At 58.5% G+C, this 20861-nt stretch carries 14 protein-coding genes; 2 read left to right on the forward strand and 12 right to left on the reverse strand.

Going from position 1 to position 20861, the window contains the following annotated elements:
• Positions 1–24: 24 nt before the first annotated feature.
• Genes fabF through AC3WK5_RS03020 form a run of 3 tightly spaced genes read right to left on the reverse strand, consistent with a single transcriptional unit; the run spans position 25 to position 5631 of the window.
• Complete coding sequence (fabF, locus tag AC3WK5_RS03010; protein WP_103314555.1) at positions 25–1317, reverse strand: beta-ketoacyl-ACP synthase II; 1293 nt, start codon at positions 1315–1317, stop codon at positions 25–27.
• Between the two features lie 58 nt (positions 1318–1375).
• On the reverse strand, positions 1376–4525 hold the full coding sequence (locus tag AC3WK5_RS03015) for an efflux RND transporter permease subunit (RefSeq protein ID WP_103314554.1): 3150 nt from the start codon (positions 4523–4525) through the stop codon (positions 1376–1378).
• Complete coding sequence (locus AC3WK5_RS03020; protein ID WP_103314553.1) at positions 4522–5631, reverse strand: efflux RND transporter periplasmic adaptor subunit; 1110 nt, start codon at positions 5629–5631, stop codon at positions 4522–4524. The genes AC3WK5_RS03015 and AC3WK5_RS03020 overlap by 4 nt, the downstream gene beginning before the upstream one ends.
• Before the next feature lie 219 nt (positions 5632–5850).
• Between AC3WK5_RS03020 and AC3WK5_RS03025 the strand changes: the two genes are divergently transcribed.
• Together AC3WK5_RS03025 and AC3WK5_RS03030 are read left to right on the forward strand one after the other, a co-directional pair.
• Positions 5851–7311 (forward strand): efflux transporter outer membrane subunit, encoded by a 1461-nt coding sequence (locus tag AC3WK5_RS03025; RefSeq protein ID WP_103314552.1) that lies wholly within the window; start codon positions 5851–5853, stop codon positions 7309–7311.
• A gap of 140 nt (positions 7312–7451) precedes the next feature.
• Positions 7452–8237 carry an SDR family NAD(P)-dependent oxidoreductase gene (locus tag AC3WK5_RS03030; RefSeq protein ID WP_103314551.1) on the forward strand — a complete coding sequence of 262 codons (786 nt, stop codon included), beginning with the start codon at positions 7452–7454 and terminating at the stop codon, positions 8235–8237.
• A 111-nt stretch (positions 8238–8348) separates the two neighbouring features.
• Here the strand turns inward: AC3WK5_RS03030 and AC3WK5_RS03035 are convergent, their stop codons facing one another.
• From AC3WK5_RS03035 to AC3WK5_RS03075, 9 genes are all read right to left on the reverse strand, one after another.
• Positions 8349–9620 carry an OmpP1/FadL family transporter gene (locus AC3WK5_RS03035; RefSeq protein ID WP_103314550.1) on the reverse strand — a complete coding sequence of 424 codons (1272 nt, stop codon included), beginning with the start codon at positions 9618–9620 and terminating at the stop codon, positions 8349–8351.
• A gap of 199 nt (positions 9621–9819) precedes the next feature.
• The gene (locus AC3WK5_RS03040; protein ID WP_103314549.1) at positions 9820–10446 is read right to left on the reverse strand and encodes a TetR/AcrR family transcriptional regulator; all 627 of its coding nucleotides are present in this window, start codon (positions 10444–10446) and stop codon (positions 9820–9822) included.
• A gap of 631 nt (positions 10447–11077) precedes the next feature.
• A complete protein-coding gene (locus AC3WK5_RS03045) occupies positions 11078–13384 on the reverse strand; it encodes a TonB-dependent receptor (RefSeq protein WP_237142922.1) in 2307 nt (768 codons plus the stop codon).
• Positions 13385–13576: 192 nt separating this feature from the next.
• Positions 13577–14560, reverse strand: a complete 984-nt coding sequence (locus tag AC3WK5_RS03050; RefSeq protein ID WP_103314548.1) for a siderophore ABC transporter substrate-binding protein — start codon at positions 14558–14560, stop codon at positions 13577–13579.
• Positions 14557–15339, reverse strand: a complete 783-nt coding sequence (locus tag AC3WK5_RS03055; protein WP_054597225.1) for an iron ABC transporter ATP-binding protein — start codon at positions 15337–15339, stop codon at positions 14557–14559. The genes AC3WK5_RS03050 and AC3WK5_RS03055 overlap by 4 nt, the downstream gene beginning before the upstream one ends.
• A complete protein-coding gene (locus AC3WK5_RS03060) occupies positions 15336–16286 on the reverse strand; it encodes an iron chelate uptake ABC transporter family permease subunit (RefSeq protein WP_103314547.1) in 951 nt (316 codons plus the stop codon). The genes AC3WK5_RS03055 and AC3WK5_RS03060 overlap by 4 nt, the downstream gene beginning before the upstream one ends.
• Positions 16283–17227 carry an ABC transporter permease gene (locus AC3WK5_RS03065; protein WP_103314546.1) on the reverse strand — a complete coding sequence of 315 codons (945 nt, stop codon included), beginning with the start codon at positions 17225–17227 and terminating at the stop codon, positions 16283–16285. The genes AC3WK5_RS03060 and AC3WK5_RS03065 overlap by 4 nt, the downstream gene beginning before the upstream one ends.
• Positions 17224–18993 (reverse strand): ABC transporter ATP-binding protein, encoded by a 1770-nt coding sequence (locus AC3WK5_RS03070; RefSeq protein ID WP_103314545.1) that lies wholly within the window; start codon positions 18991–18993, stop codon positions 17224–17226. The genes AC3WK5_RS03065 and AC3WK5_RS03070 overlap by 4 nt, the downstream gene beginning before the upstream one ends.
• A complete protein-coding gene (locus AC3WK5_RS03075) occupies positions 18987–20777 on the reverse strand; it encodes an ABC transporter ATP-binding protein (protein WP_103314544.1) in 1791 nt (596 codons plus the stop codon). The genes AC3WK5_RS03070 and AC3WK5_RS03075 overlap by 7 nt, the downstream gene beginning before the upstream one ends.
• Positions 20778–20861: the final 84 nt, after the last annotated feature.

Below are 20861 nucleotides of genomic sequence, written 5' to 3' on the forward strand. Positions count from 1 at the left end.
CACAACCGACTGTTGACGCCACACTCAAAATTCAGGCTCCCAGCGGCGGAACAGGACGCTGGCGTTAACACCACCAAACCCGAACCCATTTGAGAGCGCGTGCCTTATCAACGTCTTCCGGGACTTCAGGCCGACCAGATCGAGCCCGACGGCCGCCTCATCGGGATGAACCAGATTCAACGTGGGGGGCACGACCTGGTCACGAAGCGCCAGCACGGTGAAGATGGCTTCAATACCACCGGCCGCTCCCAGAAGATGCCCGGTGGCGGACTTGGTCGAAGTGATCGCCACGCCCGAGTCACTCCCGAACAACGAGCGAATTGCCGCCAGTTCCCCTTTATCGCCAACCGGAGTGGAGGTCGCGTGCGCGTTGATATGCTGCACGTCCGCAGGACTGACAGCGGCCTGCCGCAGTGCTTGCTCGATGGCGCGCCGTGCGCCGTTGCCATCTTCCGGACCTGCCGTCAGGTGATAGGCATCGGCGCTGGTGCCATAGCCGACCAGTTCCGCCAAGGGTTTGGCTCCACGTGAGAGGGCATGCTCCAGCGACTCGATTACAAGCAACCCGGCCCCCTCAGACATAACGAAGCCGTCACGATCGCGATCAAAGGGACGTGATGCCTCCTGCGGACGCTGGGCAAAACCAGTGGATAGTGCGCGGGCGGCAGCAAAACACCCCAGAGTCACACGGTCTATCGCTGCTTCGGTACCGCCGCATATGGCGATGTCCGCCTCGCCACTTCTGATGAGCCTGGCCGCATCGCCGATAGCCTGCACCCCTGCAGCACAGGCCGTTATGGGCGCCCCGAGCGGCCCTTTGAAACCATGCCGAATGGAAACGTGCCCGGCCGCCATATTGGCGAGAAATGACGGTGCAGTGAACGGCGACAATCTGCGAGGGCCGCGCGCGTCGGTGGTACGTACAGCGTCGGCAATCGCGCCAAAACCACCTACGCCCGATGCAATGATCGTAGCGGTACGCTCCTGGTCTGCGACATCCGTCGGATGCCAGCCGGCCTGCTCCAGAGCTTCGTGCGCGGCCACAAGCGCAAACTCGATGAAGCGATCCATCTTCTTGCGATCCTTGGCCGAGATAATGCACTCCGGGTCGTAACCAGCGATGGCATCATCTTCTAAAGACGGCACCTGGCCGCCTACTGCAACGCCCGTACCCTCAGTAATATCGTAGGGCAGGCTACGGATGCCAGAACGTCCGGCCAGCAATCTCTTCCAGACTTCTTCTACTCCGCATCCCAGAGGTCCGACAATTCCGGCGCCCGTGACTACGATTCGCTTCTGACTTTCGAGATTAATCATTGAACCCTCTTCATTTTTCAGTCGACACCCAATAAAAACAGCAAGCTATGGCGTACGGCTAAAGCTTTGTGGTGAGGTGAGTGGCGAGAGGACGGGGTGGCGTCCTGTCCACTAGGCTTGCTTGCCTTTTCGCTGGTTCAGGTTGATCCGTATTGTCAGGACGGATCTTGAACCAGATGGAGTACATCGCTGGCAGGAACACCAGCGTCATGATGGTTCCGATGAACGTGCCTCCGATCAACGTGTAGGCCAGCGTCCCCCAGAAGACGGAGTGTGTCAGGGGAATGAACGCCAGGATTGCCGCCAGCGCTGTCAGCAGTACCGGGCGGGCACGTTGGACCGTGGCTTCGACCACCGCGTGAAACGGATCCAGCCCTTCTTGCGCGTTGTGATGGATTTGGCCAATCAGAATCAGCGTATTGCGCATCAAAATGCCCGAAAGGGCGATTAGACCTACCAGAGCGTTGATACCAAACGGCTGCTGGAAGATAAGCAGTGTCGGCACCACACCAATCAACCCCAGTGGCGAGGTGAGGAACACCATGATCATCGCCGAGATCGAACGTACCTGCAGAATAATGATCAGTAGCGTCATGGCAATCATGATCGGGAACAACGGCAACATCGCTTTACCGGCTTTGCCCGACTCCTCGATTGCACCCGCCTGCTCGATCCGGAACCCGTCAGGCAGCTTGTCGATGACCGGCTGCAGCTCTTTCATGATCACGCTCGAGACGTCCGGTGGCTGCAGGCCTTCGGCAATGTCACCGCGCACGGTAATGGTCGGCGTGCGATCACGACGTCGGAGGATTGGATCCTCCATACGAACATCGACCTCTCCCACCTGAGACAGCGGGATCCGCTGACCTGCCGTGCCTACCAGAGTAAAACCTTCTATCTTGGCGGGATCGAGCCGGATATCACCCGCTGCGCGACCAACCACCTGCACCGAACGAATGTCCTCACGAACTGCGGTGATCGGTACTCCGGCCAACAGGAACTGCAGTTGCTGCGCGACTGAGTTTGACGTCAACCCCACCGCCTCCAAGCGATCCTGATCCAGAGCCAAATGCAGCGTCGGCGTCAGTGGCCCCCAGTCAGTGTTGACGGTTCTCATCATCGAGCTCTTTTGCATCACGTCCTGTACCTGGCCCGCGATCTCGCGCAATTTCGACGGATCAGACCCCATCACCCGATAGGCAACAGGGAACGGCGAATACGGACCAAACACAAGCTGAGTCACCCTGACACGCGCTTCTGGGGCAAGTCCCTCGGCAGCGGCCTCGCGGAGACGGAACTTGAGGGCCTCGCGCTCCTCCTGGCTGTCCGTCAGCACCACAATCTTCGCGAAAGACGGATCGGGGAGTTCCGGCGCCATCGCCAGATAGAAACGCGGCGCGCCTTGCCCGATATAAGCGGTGACGATTTTTGCCTCATCCTGCTTTTGCAGCCAGGCCTCTATCTTGGCGGTAGTGGCACTGGTCTGTTCAATGGAGGTTCCATAAGGCATTTGCACTTCAATCAATACCTCTGGACGGTCCGAGGTAGGGAAGAACTGTTTCTTGACCAGGCTCATGCCGAGAATCGCCACGCCAAACATTGCGATAACAGTACCGGCTACCAGCCATTTGCGAGCGATGACACGCGTCAACACCTGGCGGAAGTGGTTGTAATTTCGGGTGTTGTAGATGGCCGCATGACCACCCTCCACCTTCTTGATGTTCGGCAACATCTTCACACCCAGGTACGGGGTAAAGGCCACCGCAACCACCCAGGAGGCAATCAGGGCAATGCCCACGATCCAGAACATGTTGCTGGTGTACTCGCCGGCTGTCGACTGCGCGAAGCCGTTGGGCATAAAGCCGATAGCCGTCACCAGCGTACCGGAAAGCATCGGTGCGGCTGTATGACTCCAGGCATACGCGGAAGCTTTGATGCGGTCGTAGCCCTCCTCCATTTTCACCACCATCATTTCGATAGCAATGATGGCGTCGTCCACCAGCAGTCCGAGCGCCAGAATCAACGAGCCGAGGGTGATACGGTCAAAGTTCTTTCCAGTGGCCGCCATCACCACAAACACCACCGCCAACGTCAACGGTACAGCCGCAGCGACCACAACGCCTACACGCCAGCCCATGCTGAGAAAGCAGACGAGCATCACCACAAGCAGCGCGACGAAAAACTTGACCATGAACTCGCCGACGGCCGAACTGATATTTACAGATTGATCGGTGACCTTGGAGAGCGTCATGCCCAAAGGCATGCCTTCATTTATCTTGACCGTCTCCGCGTCCAACGCCTTGCCGAGGTCAAGACCGTTCCAGCCCTCACGCATCACGATCCCCAGCAACAAGGCCTCTTCACCGTTATTACGCACGAGAAAGGTTGCCGGATCTTCATAACCACGTTCGATCGTCGCCACGTCCGAGAGCTTCAGCGTCCGCCCCTGAACCGCAATGGGTGTGTCACGAATCTTTTGCACCTTGTCGAAGGCGCCATCCAGCCGGAGGAAGACTTGTGGCCCGTCGCTTTCGATCGAACCGGCAGGCGTGAGCACGTTCTGATTGTTCAGCGCGGCAAAGATGTCCTGAGGCGATACGCCCAAGGTGGCCAGCCGATCATGGGAAAAGGAAACAAAGATGCGCTCGGGTTGCTCCCCAATGATGTTGACCTTCTTCACGCCCGGCACATGCAACAGTTGTTGGCGCAACGACTCTGCATCACGCACCAACAATCGCTGCGGTTCGCCTTTGGCTTTCAGGGCGAACAGTGCAAATGTCACGTCCGAAAACTCGTCGTTGACCATTGGCCCGATGACACCCGCCGGCAGCTTCCTGGCCTCATCGTCGAGCTTTTTACGCGCCTGATAGAACTCCTCCTGCACTTGCGAGGGCGGCGTGCTATCGCGCAGTGACACCATCGTGAAAGCGAGGCCTGGACGGGTGTAAGTTTCCGTGCGGTCGTACCATTTCAGTTCTTGCAGGCGTTTTTCAAGTGGCTCTGCTACCTGATCCTGCATCTCCTGCGCCGTGGCGCCCGGCCACGCGGTAATGACCGTCAATTGCTTGACCGTAAACGGAGGATCTTCCGCACGCCCCAGTTGGAAGAACGACAGGATGCCCGCAACGGCGATCAGGAAGATCAGAAACACCGTGATGGAGCGCTCACGAACGGCGATCGCGGAAAGATTGAAGCGCCCCTCGCTCATGGATGACTCCCGGCAACCTTGACGTCACCCGGTTGAGCCAGTCTCACCTCCTCACCATCGCGCAGCAGATGCGCGCCTAACGCTACAATCTGCTCGCCGACCTTGAGATCGCCTGCGACTCGCGCTGCGTCGTCGCTCAAGCCCAGGACCTGAACAGATCGCCAAGTCACTTTCGCCGGTGTACCGGCGATGACCCACACGCCAGTGCCTTGGCCTGGGTCATAAACGGCAGCGATCGGTACTTGCAGTCCCTGCCCTAGCGTGGTGCTTTCAGCGATCCGAAGTGTGACGGTCGAACCTAGCGGTGCATTGGCCAGTGCGCCCTCAAGCACATACCGCGCCTCGAAGGTGCGCGTCATACGGTCGGCCGAGTCAGAAAGCAGCCTCAGCTTCGCTGTAACTGCACCCGTGGTATTGCCATAAAGCGTCGCCTGCGCAGTGGATCCTGCTGTGGGGCGTAGCGTCTCGGGCAGATGCACGATGGCTTCGCGTTGCCCTGCCCGCGCCAGTCGAACCACGGGCTGTCCCGGGCTGACAACTTGTCCGGGCTCGGCGAGCGTCTCCACCACTACGCCGTCGGAATCCGCAAACAGCACCGCATAACCAGAAGCATTGCGGGCAACGTCAGCCTGCGCTTCAGCAGCGCTGAGCTGTGCTTTTGCGGTATCCGCTGCGGCTTTGATCTGGTCATAGGCCGATGCAGAAACAGCACCTGCGGCGACCAGGTCGCGATATCGCGCCTCGTCATCTGCAGTCTGCTTGGCTCGGGCCCGAGCGGCTATGACTGACTCTTGCTGTGCTCGCGCCTGCAACCCCAGGTCGATTGGGTCAAGGCGCATGAGTGGCTGCCCACGTTTAACGGTCTGACCGGTGTCAACCAGACGCTCAAGCACCTTGCCTGATACCCGAAAACCCAGATCGCCCTGAACGCGGGCAGCCACGACACCCGTGAAAGAACGTGAGACGTCGGACGAAGCCTGAACCGCAGAAGACCTCACCAAAGGGGCCTGCGTGCGTGGATCTTCAACGGTGGATGAGTCGCCACACGCCGTCAGGACGAGAGGCAACAAGCAAGCGGCAATGGGGATAGGTCGAAGCCGGCGCATAGGTTCCCTTACTTAAAAAATAGGACAGGCGCCACATTCTCAGTCTGGTGACCATATCTGTCAATGGTCACACATTATGAAATACCGAGCCCATTAACCTCAGCACTAGTATCGCCGCACGCTGATGACCAACCTTGAGCTTAGCCCAAAGAGTGTCGATTGACAGAAAGTGACCGTAACGTAATATGGTCACAAACATCCTCAATTGAAGGAACCTCAATGCCTACCCTCCGTCCCGTTGCTCTCTTGGTGAGTGCCAGCTTGATGACAGGTTGCGCGGTCGGTCCGGACTATCACCGTCCGGACGCCCCACTTTCGGACCATTACCTGGGGCAGTCTTCCGTCGAACAGAGGCCTGGGGCGACGCCGGCCGGTCTTGTCGCCTGGTGGGAAGGCTTTGGTGATCCACTGTTAGCCGACTTCGTCTCCAAGGCACTTGAGCAGAACCTGGATCTGGCGCAGGCGTCGGCGCGAGTCACGCAGGCACGGGCCGGACTGGGCGCCGCAAATGCCGCTTTACTGCCCTCGGGGAACATCAGCGGACAGGCCGCGCGCTCCTACCAGTCAATCGAGACGCCGCTCGGCCAGGTGTTGAACTCAACGCCTGGCTATGATCGGTACGGAAGTTCCTACGAGGCCAACCTCGATGCCAGCTGGGAGGTAGATGTCTTTGGCGGATTGCGCCGCGGACGCGAGGCTGCTCTGGCCGAGTACCAGGCGTCCCAGGCGGGCGTCGCTGCCACACGATTGGCCATCGCCGCGCAGACCGCTGATATCTACATCACTGTCCGCGGACTGCAGACCCGGCTGGACATTGCTAACCGACAAGTCAAAACACAGCAGGAGCTACTAGAGAAAGTCCAATTGCTCTACAGCAAGGGGCTCGCCGCCAACTATCAGGTTCGCCAGGCCGAGGGAGCGCTATCGCAGGTCCAAGCGACAGTGCCGGTCCTGCAGACCGGTCTGGATGCTGCCATGAATGCGCTGGATGTCATGCTCGGCACGCCGCCAGGCACTCACCGCACACAACTGGCAAGTGCGGGGAGCATTCCTGTAGCGCCGCAATTAAAGGCGATGGGAACGCCGGCCGATTTGCTGCGCCGCAGGCCAGACCTCATTGTGGCTGAGCGCCGTCTTGCGGCCTCAAACGCACGCATCGGGGAGGCGATTGCCGAGTACTACCCGAAATTCTCCCTTAGCGCATTGCTGGGCAGTGCCACGACTGTATCCGCAGGCAACCTTTTTACTGGCGGCGCCAGCCAGTCGGCGGGCGTATTGGGATTGCGCTGGAGGCTCTTCGATTTTGGTCGCATAAACGCCCAAATCGACCAAGCCAAGGGACAGGAAGCCGAAACCCTGGCCGCTTACCGTCAGTCTGTGCTGCGCGCCACCGAGGATGTGGAGAACGCGCTCTTCTCACTGGTGAACCGGGAAGCTCAAGCAACCACCCTCACCGGGGGAGAGGCGTCTCTGACACAGGCTCGCCAATCGTCGTTCATTGCCTATGAGAAAGGCACTGCCAGCCTGATCGACGTCCTGCACGCCGACGAGACGATGCTGCAGGCTTCCGATGCTCGGGCACAAGCACGAACGGAATCGGCACGGGCGGCGGTCGCGGCATTCAAGGCGCTCGGTGGTGGCTGGCAGCCTCCTGAAGCCCAGCCTGTTGCGACACGATGATTTAACCAGGTGACGTAGCACTTGATGCACGCACCTCCCCCTCCTCTTTCAGCTACTACCCAATCCGAGAGCGGGTTCGTTCACCGACTGACGCGGTCAGTAGCCAATTGCTCAATAGAAACCAACCGGAGTACAGCGAAATGAAGTCGAACGAGAATTCCTGGGTGCTCATCACCGGAGCATCAAGCGGATTTGGCGAGGAGTTTGCCCGGCAATATGCAGCACAGGGAAAATCGCTCGTTCTGGTAGCAAGAAGACTGAGTAAGCTCGAAGCACTATCGGCGCAGTTGCGCGAACGCTTCGGCGTTGATGTGATCGTCGAACAAGTAGACCTGTCCTCGATCCCGGCGATCATCGAACTGCATGAGCGACTCAACGAACGCAATATAGTGATCGATGTGCTCATCAACAATGCGGGTCATGGATTGCAGGGGCCTTTCCTGGATCAACCTCTGGATGAGTCTCTGACCATGATTGATTTGGATATCGCCAGCCTGACAGCCCTGACACGCCTTTTCGCGGCCGACATGCGAGCCCGCAAACGTGGGCACATCCTGATGGTCGCCAGCTTGCTGTCCTTCCAGGGCGTGAAGAATTTCGCCGTTTACTCTGCCGCGAAAGCCTATGTTCTTCGCTTCTCTGATGCGCTTCATCGCGAACTGAAAAAAGACGGCGTCGTCGTTACCGCACTTTGCCCAGGAATGTCGGATACCGGATTTGCAGAAAGCGCCAAGCAACGGATCACACCGGCCTTAAAAATGGTGATGATGCAGCCTCAACCCGTCGTGCGTGCAGGAATCCGTGCACTGCAAGCCGGACGCATGAGTGTGGTGCCGGGTTTTGGCAACAAGGCCATTACTGTCTTGACTTGGGCCACGCCTCGTCGGTTTCATCAGAGCCTTATGGCGCAGGTGATGGGAGTCTGAGGGGGCGACAAAGAGGCCTTTTACCTCAGGGGAAAGGCCCGAGATATGTTCTTAAAGGTCGGGAGGCAACGCATGCTCCCGACAGGACATTTATCGTGTAACAGCACTTAATTAGAAGCGGTAACTAACGGACGTACCGAGCCCGCTCGCACTGTTCTTGAATTTGGCACTGTATGCACCTCTGTTCGCAGAGGTGTCGTTGATCTGCACGCTCTCCTCCCAAAGGTAGGAATAAGCAACATCGATCGTGACATTGTCCGCCGGAGTCCAGCCAGCACCGAAGCTGATAACCTTCCGGTCGCCCGTGGGAATACGTGGTCCTCGGTTGGTGTTGTTGGTGGGCGACTGGTCGACCGAGAAGCCTGCGCGAAGTACCCATTGGCTGTTCAATTTGTACGCCGTGCCGATAGCGTGAGCCCACGTATCATGCCAGTTCTGTTCTTCGGTAATAGTGCCCAGCGAGCCGCTCAACAAAGGGGGTAAACCCGTGTTCTCGATGGTTAATTCTTTAAAGCGACTCCAGCGTGTCCAGGTACTCCCTAAATATAGAGTCCAGTCATTATTGAGCTGATGAGTCACCGAGAAGTCCACAGACTCTGGGGTATCCACATCCAGCGAAGCGTCATAACTCCGGCCGCTGACCCCCAACACGCTAAAGATGCCGTCAGAGACCTTGGTCTTGGCGTCCAAGTGGTAACTGACCTTGGAATGGTAGGTCATTCCCAGGCGGGTTCGGTCTGTAGCCTGCACCAGGATACCGGCGTTGAAACCGAGGGCCATGTCGTCGCCCGTGCTTTTGAGTTTTCCGTCATTGCGACCTGGGCTCAGTGGATTGGGCACCATTCCGGACAGCTCACCGGTGATGCGGTTGATAGTCGGACCGAACCCGATCGAAACTTTGTCGTTAAAGGCATAGCTGATGGTGGGCTGGAACGTAAGCGTCGTGACCTCACTTTTGTTGGCGTAGTAACGCCCGGCAAAACCGCTGCCATAGTCAGTCATCAGACCGAAAGGTACATAAAAACCTACACCGAACGCCCAATGCTCATCGATGGGTTTGACGTAGTAACCCATAGGCACTGTGGTGGTTGGCACCATGTCGCCGTCTTCCTGGCCTCCGAATGTACTGCGGGTTTGGCTTATGTCGGTCTTCGCGAATAGAGTCGCCGCGCCCACGCTGACCTGCTCTCTTTTCAATCGAGACATGCCCGCCGGATTACCGAAGACCGTGCTCGCATCTTCAGCGGATGAGGAGCGCCCGGCAAACCCGGTCCCCATCCCGCTGACGCTTTGTTCATTGAGAGCGAAACCGCTTGCAAACACATTTGAAGATGCGAGCACGACAGCGAGGCCAAATGGGCTCTTGAGCACTATTTTTTTCATTGTTTGAACTCTATGGGGATCACTGAGATGAAGCAGTAGAAGCAATGGCTCACCATACTTATTCATGTGACCAATTCAGTCAACGGTCACAATGCGAATAAATGAAATGCCCTTCGACGACTGGAAGAAGGGCAAAGTGAAAAGCCGTTTTGGTGATGTGTCGCTTACACAGGCATGACGTAAAACCGTTAGCCGAAGGTCAAGGCATGAGGCTACGCAAAATGAGGTTGGAGGTGAGCGTGGGCGCCTCCTCGACATAATCGAGGTTGTACTGCAGGAGTAAAGGATTGACGAAAGGCCGCAAAGCCAGATGTATGGCTTCTACTGTTTCGTCCAAGGGAGTCTTGCGTTCAAACTCACCGATCTCTCGCCCCTCCCGCACGATTTGCAACACGAAGCGTTTGATCTGTGCGTCATAAGCCTGCGTACTGGGCCAGCTTTCCGACGCCGCGAATGCTGCAATGTCATAGAGTTTTCGGTCGTTAAAGAACAGATTCACACCTGTGGCGATCACAGTTTTGACCAATCGTCGAAAGCGCTCCGTCGGCGACAGGTCTTCTATATTGATCGCCTGCCCCACAGCCGCGACGATTTCTGCCAGACAATTTGCGCAGATGGCTTCACCGATCGCCTGCTTGGAATCAAAAAATTTGTAGATGTAGGCCTTGGAAAATCCGATGGCCCTAGCCAGGTCGGAAACCGTGGTTTTGCCGTAGCCGTATTGACTGAAGTGTTCGTTGGCCGCCGCGACAATCTGGTCTCGAATGTCGTGATCGGCTGGGCCACGGGGGCTGGGGGAAGCTGAAGATATTGATGGCTGATTCATGGTAACAGCTTACTCATCCTATCGAGGACTGACAACTTGTGACCGACAAGATATATAGTCACAAATCGACCATGAAGAATCTAACGCTACATTACCTAGCGACACTGTGTAGCCTGCGTGTAAATGCCCGGGCCACACTGCAACGCAGTCCTGTTTGTGCGGATGTTGAGTGGCCTTGACATGTTCGCTCAATTGAAACAGTCATGGCGCACTCAACAGCAGATTACGATCTCCACCTCGCAGCATCCGAGGCTAGACCTCTGATTCCTTCAGACTAAAACCTTGTGGCATCACACTCACCACTCCCCTATAAGGCTCAAACCAATTCGGCTAAAGATGCCGGGTTGAAGCCCTTCAGATCTGCGTAGTCGCCTTTTTCCACTTTGGCGGCCCAGCTTGCTCCCGCTGGACTGCGTAGCAGGCCCAATTCAGGGCCGCTTCGCGCCCCAGCGGGAGCAAGCTCCCTCGCCACAGATACTTCTCAGACCTCCAGACTTCCTTAAGTGAACAGCATTGCCGATCAATCGGGGCTTTATCGTTAAATCCAGCGAAAATCACGGTGCGCCGTGTCGTTCAGCCAAGACCTAAGAAAGTCGTAGAACTCTCCCCCCGCCTCTTGGCTAGCCGACTGTCAGAAATCAACCGATGCTGAAAGCTGAAGGGTGCGTGGAGCGCCCAGGCCGCCGGACAGGCCACTGCCGTCGCCGCCACTGTAGGAGCCGAGCCAATATGCCCGGTTGGCGAGGTTCTCTACGTTAGCCCGTAAGGTCACAGGTTTGGACATGACCTTGGTGGTGTACCGACCGCCCACATCGAAAACGGTGTAGGACGGCAACTCCATCCGATGGTCGTCCGTAACGTAGCGGCTGCCTACGTAGTTCGTGCCTGCCGTCAGGGTTAGCCCAGGGACCCTCTCCAGATCGTACTCGACCCCAAGTTTGCCGATGATTTTCGGAACGCCGGTCACCTGATTGCCTTCGTTCGCCGCTACCTGCGCCTTCGTCAACACCGCCTGCGTGTAGGAAACACCGCCCATCAAACGCAGATCTGGTTGGGCCTCACCGAAGAAGCTCCATTCCACGCCGCGGTTACGCTGCTCACCATTGACGCCAAAAATACGGGTGACCGGGTCGGTAAAGGTGCTGGGTTTTTCGATCTGGAACACGGCCAACGTGGTGGCGAACGTACCCAGGTCAAGCTTGGCGCCCACTTCATACTGCTTGGTCTGAATCGGGCTCAGGATTTCACCCGGGTTGGCTGCCGTCGTCGGGGCCGTCCCCCCCTGAGACAGCCCTTCGATGTAGTTCGCGTAGACCGATACATCATCGGTGACCTTGACCAACAACGCGGTAGCCGGCGAAACGCGGCTCTCGTCGTAGTGAGAAGTCTTGACCCGCGCCGGGGTCAGGTTGGAGCTTTCCACCGACTGACGTCGTACGCCCAGCGTCCATTGGATGCGATCATCAAGGAACGAAAGGGTATCGAGAAAAGCAACACTGCCCAGCTTGGCTTCGGTCCTAGAGGTGACCGCACCGAAATTATCCAAGGGCGGTGTTTTGCCAAAGTCGAGGTTGTAGTAGTTGGTGGTGACGTAGTTGGCTATCTGTTTATCCTTGAAGCTCATCTCCGACTTGTACTGTGTAGCCGCCAGCGACCATTGGTGGCCTACGGGACCGGTGTCGAATCTGCCCTTCAGGCCAGCCTCGCCCGATTTCTGGATGCCCTGCCCATCCGAACGATAAGCCAGAACACTGATATCACCGGCGTTGTTGATCAGCGTGTCGCGGGTCATCAGGGAGTTGCGGCCACCCTCCCTCTGCCCATAGGCCGCAAAGGCGGTGAGCGAGTCATTCAAATCGACCTCGCCTCTGAGCAAGAAGGTTTCGGTGTCGTTGGTGGTGTATGCCCAGTCAGGTGCCAGCGCGTAATCACCCTTCTTCGCGCGGGGTACGTTGGTGACTGTGGGGTTGATCGAGGAAATACCGAAGTAGTTGGTGCCCTCCAGATGTTCACGGTGCTTGTAGGCGTCCAACGACAGGCGAATGCGTTCGGCGCGCCAGTCCAGGCCCAGCGCGTTGAGTTGCATGTTTTGTTTCTGATCGTCCACAGCGGTGTCGCCGTCGCGGTACGCCCCGTTGTAGCGGATACCAAACTGATTCTGCTCGCCAAAGCGCCGCCCCACATCGGCATGTGCACCGTATAAACCATTGGATTCAAAAGAGGTCGTCAGGCGTGTCAGCGGTTCGTCGCCAGCGCGCTTGGGCACCATGTTGATGCTGCCTGCGACGCTGCCATCCGGCGGCATGCCGTTCAGCAGCGCAGACGGGCCCTTGAGCACTTCGATGCGTTCGGCCAGCTCGGTCGCGCCGCGCAGGTTTGGCGCCATGCCGATCAGGCCGTTGTAGGTGATGTCGTTGGCGCTGGTATTGAAACCACGAATGAAGAAGGTTTCGAGGATGGCCCGTTTGGAGGGGACGTTCACCGATGGATCGGTTGCGCCGATTACCGAACCGATGTCCTTCGCCTGGTGGTTGCGCACGAAGTCATCGGTGTAGCTGATGGCGCTGAACGGAGTCTCCATAAAGTCCTTGGTGCCCAGCAGCCCGACTCGACTGCCAGTAGCAACCTGGCCTCCCGCATAGGCGGGAGGCAGGTCGGCGGACGCACCCATAGTGCCCTCCACCGTTGTTTCAGACAGGACGAGGCTACCTTCGCCAGTGCCCGTCGGAGACTGCGGCTCAGAGGCAGGCGCAGCGGACACAGCCATCGCGCCCCCGGTCAGCCCAAGCAATAGCGCCATGTGTACGGCAGAGAAAGTGCGATTCAAGGTAAACGAAAAAGCGCGTTGCGTAGCCTGCGATGAGTCAGGATTGGCGCTGTGTGGGCGGCCGTGTTCCGACATGCTGGATTCCTTTCGATGCGAAGAATTGAAGTTCATTCATTAGGTTTCCGTACCAGAACGCCAATTCCTCAATCCAAATGATAATAATTTGCATATACCACACCAAGAACACTCCAGGGGCTGGCTCAGTGGTGATCCCCCGATGACCGAAGCAACATTCGAAAGCCACAAAAAAGGGCCGGTACCTGAACAGGACCAGCCCTTTGTGCTGCAGATACACGTCGTGAATCAGCCCTTGTAGCCCTGAACCACCTCGTCAGCCATTCGATTGAGACAGGTCACGCTAGCGGTACACAGATACCAGGTCTGAGCATCGACAAAGATGACACGGCCGTTGTTCCAGGCCTTGGTCTTGCGCAGCAGTGGGTTATCCAGGCTCTTGATGTCCAGTGCCGGACGATGTTCCATCACCGCGGTTCGGTCGATTACATAGAGAATGTCGGGATCGGCCTGCTGGATAAACTCATTGGAAATCGGCTGTCCATGCAAGCCGGCTTCGATATCAGTGCTGGCCGGTTTCACGCCCAGGGTGTCGAAGACAAAGCCGTAGCGCGACTTCACGCCGTAGGAGGTGAAGGCGCCGTTGTTATGCAGCACGATCAACGCTTTCTCTGGACGCCCGTCAGTGACACGGCGGGTCTGTTCCACCTTGGCGTCCATTTCCGCGACTTTCTGGCGGGCCAGTTCCTCTTTGCCGAGGATGCGTCCCAGGAGGGTCAAATGCTCCTTGGCTGTGCCGATGAGATTGCCGTGTTTGTTGGTCAGGTCCACGTCGTCATAGACGGTCGGGGCGATCTGGCTGAGTTCCTTATAGCTTTGTGCCTGGAGCGGAGAGATCAGAATCAGGTCGGGCTTGAGCGCATGCAACCGCTCGAGATTGGGCTGAATAGTCGCCCCTACATCCATGACATTCGAGTCGTCACGGTATTTGGCGAGAAAGCTGGTGACGTAGTCCTTGGCGATGCCCACCACCGGTGCCTTCAATTGATCGAGTGTATCGAGTTCGCTCATATCGAAGGCCACTACACGCTCGGGCAGTTTGGTCACCACGGTTGTGCCCAGAGGGTGCTCGATCTTGATCGGCTCGTAGTGCGCCTGTGCACTCACTGGCGGCGTGGCCTCTGCCGCCGGCTTGTCACATCCCTGCAGCCCGGCCGCTACGGCCATTGCCAGTAGCACTCCACAGAATTTGTTCGCGTGATCCGTGCTCATATCAGTTCCCTTGAAGGTGATGGGTTGAAGTAGTTGCAGACAAACCCTTGTTCGCTCTGCAGGATTTCGAAATCCAGATCAAAAAGTTCCCGCAGGTGCGCCTCGGTCACCACCTCCGCGACCGGGCCGTGGCGGTGAATTCCCCCGCCTTTCATGGCAACGATATGATCGGAATAGTTGGCCGCGAAGTTGATGTCATGGACCACCAGGATCACGGTGCGGCCTTGCTCATCACACAAACGACGCAGGGCACGCATGATCTGTACGCCATGCTTCATGTCGAGGTTGTTGAGCGGCTCGTCCAGCAACAGGTAATCCGTTTGCTGGGCAATGGTCATCGCCAGGAAGGCCATTTGCCGTTGTCCGCCGCTGAGCTCGTCAATGTAGGAGAGGCGCAGGGACTGCAAAGACAAGAACTCGATGGCTTCATCGATTGCCTCGCGATCCTGGGCGGTAAGCGCTCCACGGCTGTAGGGGAAGCGCCCGAAGGCGACCAGTTCCTCGACGGTCAGGCGCAGGTTGAAATCCGGGGACTGGCGCAAGGTGGCCACGCGCTTGGCATAGTCGCGAACGGGCACATCCAGAATGCTCCGCCCGCCAATCAGCACGTCACCCCGGGTCGGCGCCAGCAGGCGAGCAATCAACATCAGCAGCGTGGTCTTGCCCGCCCCGTTTGGGCCGATCAGCGACGTGACCTGCCCCGGTGGAAACCGGACGCTGACGTCACTCAGGACGTGCCGGGTGCCATAGGCCTTGTAAACGTGATTGAGGGCGATCATGAGGTGCCTCGGGTTCGAATCATCAGCGCAAGGAAATACACACCACACACCAGGTTGATGAGAATGCTGACGGAGGTGTTGTAGTTGAATATCTGCTCGACCAGGTATTGGGCGACAATGAAAATGCCAATGGCGATGGCGCAACTCATGGGCAACGTGACCCGGTGCCGAGCGGTTCGGGCAAGCGCATAGGAGATGTTCGCAACGAACACGCCCATGAATGCCGTCGGCCCGACGAGGCTCGTCGAGATCGCCACCAAAATGGCGATAAGTGCCAGTTGAAGTCGCACGCTGCGCGGGTAATCGACCCCCAGGGAAATAGCCTGGTCACGTCCCAGGGAAAGCACATCGAGCACCGGCAGGGTTCGTTGGGCGATGCAGCACACCGCCGCGACCAGCACGCCCGAATAGATCACTTGCCCAGGTTGCGCCTTGTTGAAGGAGGCGTAGTTGAACCCTTGGAAAATCGAGAATTCTCCGGGGCTGATCTTCAGCTGGATGAATTGGGTAAACGTCCCCATCACCATGCTCAGTACCAGTCCCAACAGGAGCAGCAGGTACACGTTGTTGCTCCCGTCACGGAACAGCCACCGATGAATAAGCCATGAATAGCCGAGCATCAGCAGGACCGACAACAGGACGTTACCGTCACGCCCCAGCAACACCAGGCTCTGGGTGCCCAGCAGCAGAATAAGCAGTGCCTGGAACAGCAGGTAGATCGCCTCATACCCCATGATCGCCGGCGTCAGTATTCGGTTGCCGGCGATGGTCTGGAAAATCACCGACGAATAGGCAATGCACACCCCGGCAATGCACATCGCCGCCAAACGGGTCAGTCGCTTGGGAATGACGTAGTCAAAGTCCAGGCCGGCTCCCAACAACAGGAACGCGATCGCCAGCACCAGAACCAGCAGCCAGAGACCATAACGGGTAGCCACGCGCCTCATGTGTACTTCCTGATCAGCAGCACCAGAAATATCAGCCCGCCCACACTGCCGGCGGTGAGGCCTATGGGCACTTCGAAGGGGTAGATCAGCAGGCGGCCGAGGATATCGCAGGCCAATAACAACGACGCGCCACACAAGGCGACGATGGGCAATGTTCGCTCCAGGTTTTCGCCGTAGTGCAGCGCCACCAGGTTGGGAATCACCAGTCCGACAAAGGGGATCGCCCCCACCGTGATGACCGTGGCGGAAACGGTGACCGCCACGAGCATCAGACCTAGCGCCGCATTGGCCGCGTAGTTCAAGCCCAGACTGCTGGCCATGCCCTCACCCATCCCCAGGACGGTAAACCGGTGCGCATACAGGTAGGTGAGCACGACAATCGGCAGGATCAGATAGATGATCTCGTAATTGCCCTGCACGATTTTCGAGAAGTCACCGAGCATCCAGCCCTGCATGCTCTGCAAGATGTTGTGACGGTAGGCGTAGAACTCGGCGACGGCGCTCAGTACGCTGCCATACATCAGCCCTATGACCGGAATCATCACCGTGTTCTTGAACTTGATACGGCGGATGATCGCGACATAAATCAGGCTCGCGGCAAAACAGAACACCAGGGCAAACAGCATCCTGCCGACAGTCCCCGCGGCGGGGGCTACCGTCAGTGAAATCAGAATGCCCAGCTTTGCCGCATCCAGCCCGCCGGACGTGGCGGGCTCGACGAACCGGTTACGCACAATCTGCTGCAGGATCACGCCGCAGACGGCCAGCCCTACCCCGGTAAGTATCAGGGCCGCGAGACGCGGAAGGCGGCTGGCGGTCAGTGTCAGCCAGGCATCTTCGGAAAATGTGAAAAGTGCTGTCCAGGAGACCTGCTTGACTCCCACCATCAGCGAAAGGCAACAGAGCACAACAAACAGGCTCAGTAAGGCTGCACGACTCAAGAATCGTCCTCACTGCCAAGCACCCCGGCAATGCGCCAGCCCTTTGCGGCCCGGCGCTGAGCGAGAAAGTGCGCGTAGAGCCCTGGCTTGGCACTCAATTGCGCGTGGGAACCTCGCTCGCTGATCTGGCCATTATCGAGCACCAGGATCTGGTCGGCCATGGCCACCGTCGAGAGCTGGTGCGCGATGACGATCAGCGTACGCGTACCACGCAAGCGTGCCAGTGCCTCGGCAATAGCGGCCTGGTTTTCGGCATCGAGCGCAGCAGTGGCCTCATCGACCAACAGAATCGGTGCATCCTTGATCAGCGCACGGGCGATGGAAATCCGCTGGCGTTCGCCGCCGGACAGGCGGGCGCCGCCCTCGCCCACGGGTGTATCCAGGCCTTGAGGCAGTCGTTCGATGATCTCCACGACACCGGCTTGTCGTGCCGCTTCCATCACCTGGGCATCACTGGCATCGGGCTTGCCAATGCGAATGTTGTCGGCGATGCTGCCCTGGAACAGGTAAGCATCCTGGAAGATCTGGCTGATCTGGCCGGCCAGTTGCTCGCCGGACATCTGGCGCACATCCACACCACCGACGATCACAGAGCCTTGAGTCACGTCGAAGAAACGCGCGATCAGCCTCACCAGCGTGGTCTTGCCCGAGCCGGAAGCGCCGACCAGAGCGGTCATGCTGCCCGGCTCGATACGCAGGCTGACCTCATGTAATACATCAGCCTGATCTTCGGCATAACGAAAGCTCACGTTGCGCAGTTCGACGGACCCATCGACGGGTGCCTGTGGCGTTTGCGGTTCAGGCAACGGCTTGACCGCAAAGATCTCACGCACGGCTCCCAACTGGCCACGCGCACCACGCAACACCTCGCTATAGCCGGCCACTTCCAGCAACGGATCGATAAAGCGGCTAACCAGCAGCAGTGAAACAATGACCGCGATGACCGATCCCGCCTCCAGGCTTGCGCCCAACAGCTCACCCAGCCATAGCGTGGCGGCCACCAGCAAGGCGGCGAAGCTCACTTGTACAGCCCAGGCATTGAACACCACCGACATCGCCGAGACGTGAATCAGCTGTCTTGCAGAGCGCTGCTGGCGCCCGATGGCCTGTTCAAGAAACCGGGTACCACCGTCCTCGCCATTGAACGCCCGCAGCACCGATTGCGCTTGGGCGAACTCGACCATGCGCTGGCTGGTGTGGGCAGCGTTGTGCTGGAAGTCCTGGTCGGCACGCTGCCCCAAGCGGGCGGTCAATACAAAGACACCCAGCAGGATCGGCAGCGTCACCAGTGCGATCAGGCCCATCTGCCAGTGCAAGGCGAACAGTGCAATCAGGATCACTACCGGCGTGATCACGCCGGTAATCAGCGGCGTGAAAACGTGGGCGGGAAGCTGCGCCATTTCCATCATGCCCTGGGACGCGACATGGTTTAGCCGCGCGGTGTTTTGCGCGGTGAACCAACCCACCGGCAAACGCGCCACATGGTCGCCGAGCCGATGGCGGCCCCGCTGGAGAACGGCGATGCCGACACGGATACCGGCTTTCTCCACTGTGCGTCGTAGCGCCCAGCAAATCACCATGCCGATCACCAGCGCGATCAACCATTGCCCTGCTGCGCGAGTCTCACTGCCCAGCAAGCTGGTGAGTATCGGCACCAGGGTGACAATCGTCAGCCCGCAGAGCAGGCCGTAGACCAGCGTCATATAGAGATAGCGCCGCAGCACCGGGGCATCGTCACCCAACAGTTGAATAAAGGTTCTCAGCATGACGGCACCGCCTGTTCCTTGGCCTGTTCGTAGCCGCCCAGTGCCCACAGTCGGGCGTAGCGGCCTTTGCGGGCGAGCAGTTCGTGATGACGTCCCTGCTCACAAATCGTACCGTTGTCGATCAGAATGATCCGGTCTGCGTGCATCACCGTATCGAGCCGGTGAGCGATCACCATCAAGGTGCGGCCCCGGGCGAATCGCGATAGCGCTTGCTGGAGCTTCACCTCGTTCTCGGCATCGGCTGCCGCCGTGGCTTCATCAAGCACCAGCACCGGCGGGTCCAGCAACACGGCGCGGGCGATACTCACGCGCTGTAACTCGCCGCCGGAGAGTTGCACATCCTCACCGATCACCGAGTCATAACCGCGCGGCAAGGCGAGGATGCGCTCGTGAATATTCGCGGTGCGCGCGGCGTCTTCGATTTCCTGCTGGCTGGCCGACGGCCTGCCCAAGGCAATGTTGTCGCGCAGGCTGGCATGGATAAGACGTACTTCCTGCAACACAAAACCGATGCGCCGGTACAACTGCGCGCTCTCGATCTGCCTGATGTCGACGCCGCCCAGCGTAATGCGCCCTTCAGTCGGATCGAAGAAGCGCAGCAGCAGGCGTGCCAATGTCGACTTGCCGGAGCCGGAAGCACCGACAATCGCGGTCACGGTGCCGGGCTTGAGGGTGAAGCCAATGTCCTTGAGCACCGGGCTCTGGCCGTCGTAGCTATAGCTGAGTTGCTCGACGCGAATTTCGGCATTTTCAGGTAACTGCTGGGATTCGCCCGCCAGGGTTTCCAGCACCGGCGTTTCCAGTAGCCCATGCACACGCTGGGCAGCGGCGGTCGCATTGTTCAGGTCGTGAGTGATGTAGCTCAACAGCAGCAGTGGCGCACAGATGCCCGGCGCCACCAAGGCGAAGGGCAACACCTCGACCGGCGTGATCCAGCCCAGGCTCACCAACAAAGTGCCAAAGGCCAGCACCACCCCGAGTACCGCAACCGGGGTAACCATGGCATGGGCGTTGGCCATTGCACTGACCAGCGGCCGCGTGAAGTCGGTGAACGCTTCGGCGAAGGCATCCACCGCCTCACGGTAACTGCCATGGGCCTTGCCCTCGACACCGAAGGCCTTGACCACGGGAATGCCGTTGACGAACTCAACCACTGCGTTGTTGATACGCGCCATACCGGCACCGAACGATTGCATGTTCGCCCCACTGGCCTTGGTTGCCCTGGAGAAGAACAGGAAAAACAGCGGAAATGGCAGCAGGGAGACAATCGCCATGCGCCAGTCCATGGCAAACAGGTACAGGATGGCGATGAGGATCGCACCAACGGTACGGCCCAGCGTGGTAAAGAAATGCGCAGTCAGGCTGTGCAGCGTACCGATGTCATCCTGCATTGCCTGTTTGACTTCACCCGAAGCCCGACTGGTAAACCAACCCAGCGGCACCTTGGCCAGTCGACGAGTAATCGCCAGACGCAAATGGCCGGTGATGTGATTGTCGGCCAGGTGCGCAACCATCTCGCCCACCGAAATCAACGTCATGCCGAGGAACAGGCACACCAGGCTGACGCTGATAACCCGCCAGACCTGACTCTGCATCTGGACCCAGCCGGTAGCGACCTCGGCCTGCCCCATCGAGAGCTGTGCGATATGGGCGATGCCGGCCAGTGGCACCATCGTCAGCATGGTCCCGATGGCGGCCAGTACCGCGGCGACAATCAGCCGGCCGCGTACGGGTTTCAGTACACGGGATACCGAGCCGGCGGCGGGTTGGTCTTTATCACTCATGAGCTCTCCTGAATTACCACTGGTGACAGCCTGAAGGCATGCCTGACTTCCTTTGTGTTCGAGCGTTTTGCGCGTTGCGTACCT

Source organism: Pseudomonas sp. FW306-02-D09B, from assembly GCF_058782685.1.

Coding starts and splice junctions, on each gene's coding strand:
- AC3WK5_RS03025 (WP_103314552.1), top strand. CDS start 5,851: ATGCCTACCCTCCGTCCCGTTGCTCTCTTGGTGAGTGCCAGCTTGATG.
- AC3WK5_RS03035 (WP_103314550.1), bottom strand. CDS start 9,620: ATGAAAAAAATAGTGCTCAAGAGCCCATTTGGCCTCGCTGTCGTGCTC.
- AC3WK5_RS03030 (WP_103314551.1), top strand. CDS start 7,452: ATGAAGTCGAACGAGAATTCCTGGGTGCTCATCACCGGAGCATCAAGC.
- AC3WK5_RS03060 (WP_103314547.1), bottom strand. CDS start 16,286: ATGAGGCGCGTGGCTACCCGTTATGGTCTCTGGCTGCTGGTTCTGGTG.
- AC3WK5_RS03070 (WP_103314545.1), bottom strand. CDS start 18,993: ATGCTGAGAACCTTTATTCAACTGTTGGGTGACGATGCCCCGGTGCTG.
- fabF (WP_103314555.1), bottom strand. CDS start 1,317: ATGATTAATCTCGAAAGTCAGAAGCGAATCGTAGTCACGGGCGCCGGA.
- AC3WK5_RS03045 (WP_237142922.1), bottom strand. CDS start 13,384: ATGAACTTCAATTCTTCGCATCGAAAGGAATCCAGCATGTCGGAACAC.
- AC3WK5_RS03055 (WP_054597225.1), bottom strand. CDS start 15,339: ATGATCGCCCTCAATCACGTTTACAAGGCCTATGGCACCCGGCACGTC.
- AC3WK5_RS03075 (WP_103314544.1), bottom strand. CDS start 20,777: ATGAGTGATAAAGACCAACCCGCCGCCGGCTCGGTATCCCGTGTACTG.
- AC3WK5_RS03020 (WP_103314553.1), bottom strand. CDS start 5,631: ATGCGCCGGCTTCGACCTATCCCCATTGCCGCTTGCTTGTTGCCTCTC.
- AC3WK5_RS03050 (WP_103314548.1), bottom strand. CDS start 14,560: ATGAGCACGGATCACGCGAACAAATTCTGTGGAGTGCTACTGGCAATG.
- AC3WK5_RS03040 (WP_103314549.1), bottom strand. CDS start 10,446: ATGAATCAGCCATCAATATCTTCAGCTTCCCCCAGCCCCCGTGGCCCA.
- AC3WK5_RS03015 (WP_103314554.1), bottom strand. CDS start 4,525: ATGAGCGAGGGGCGCTTCAATCTTTCCGCGATCGCCGTTCGTGAGCGC.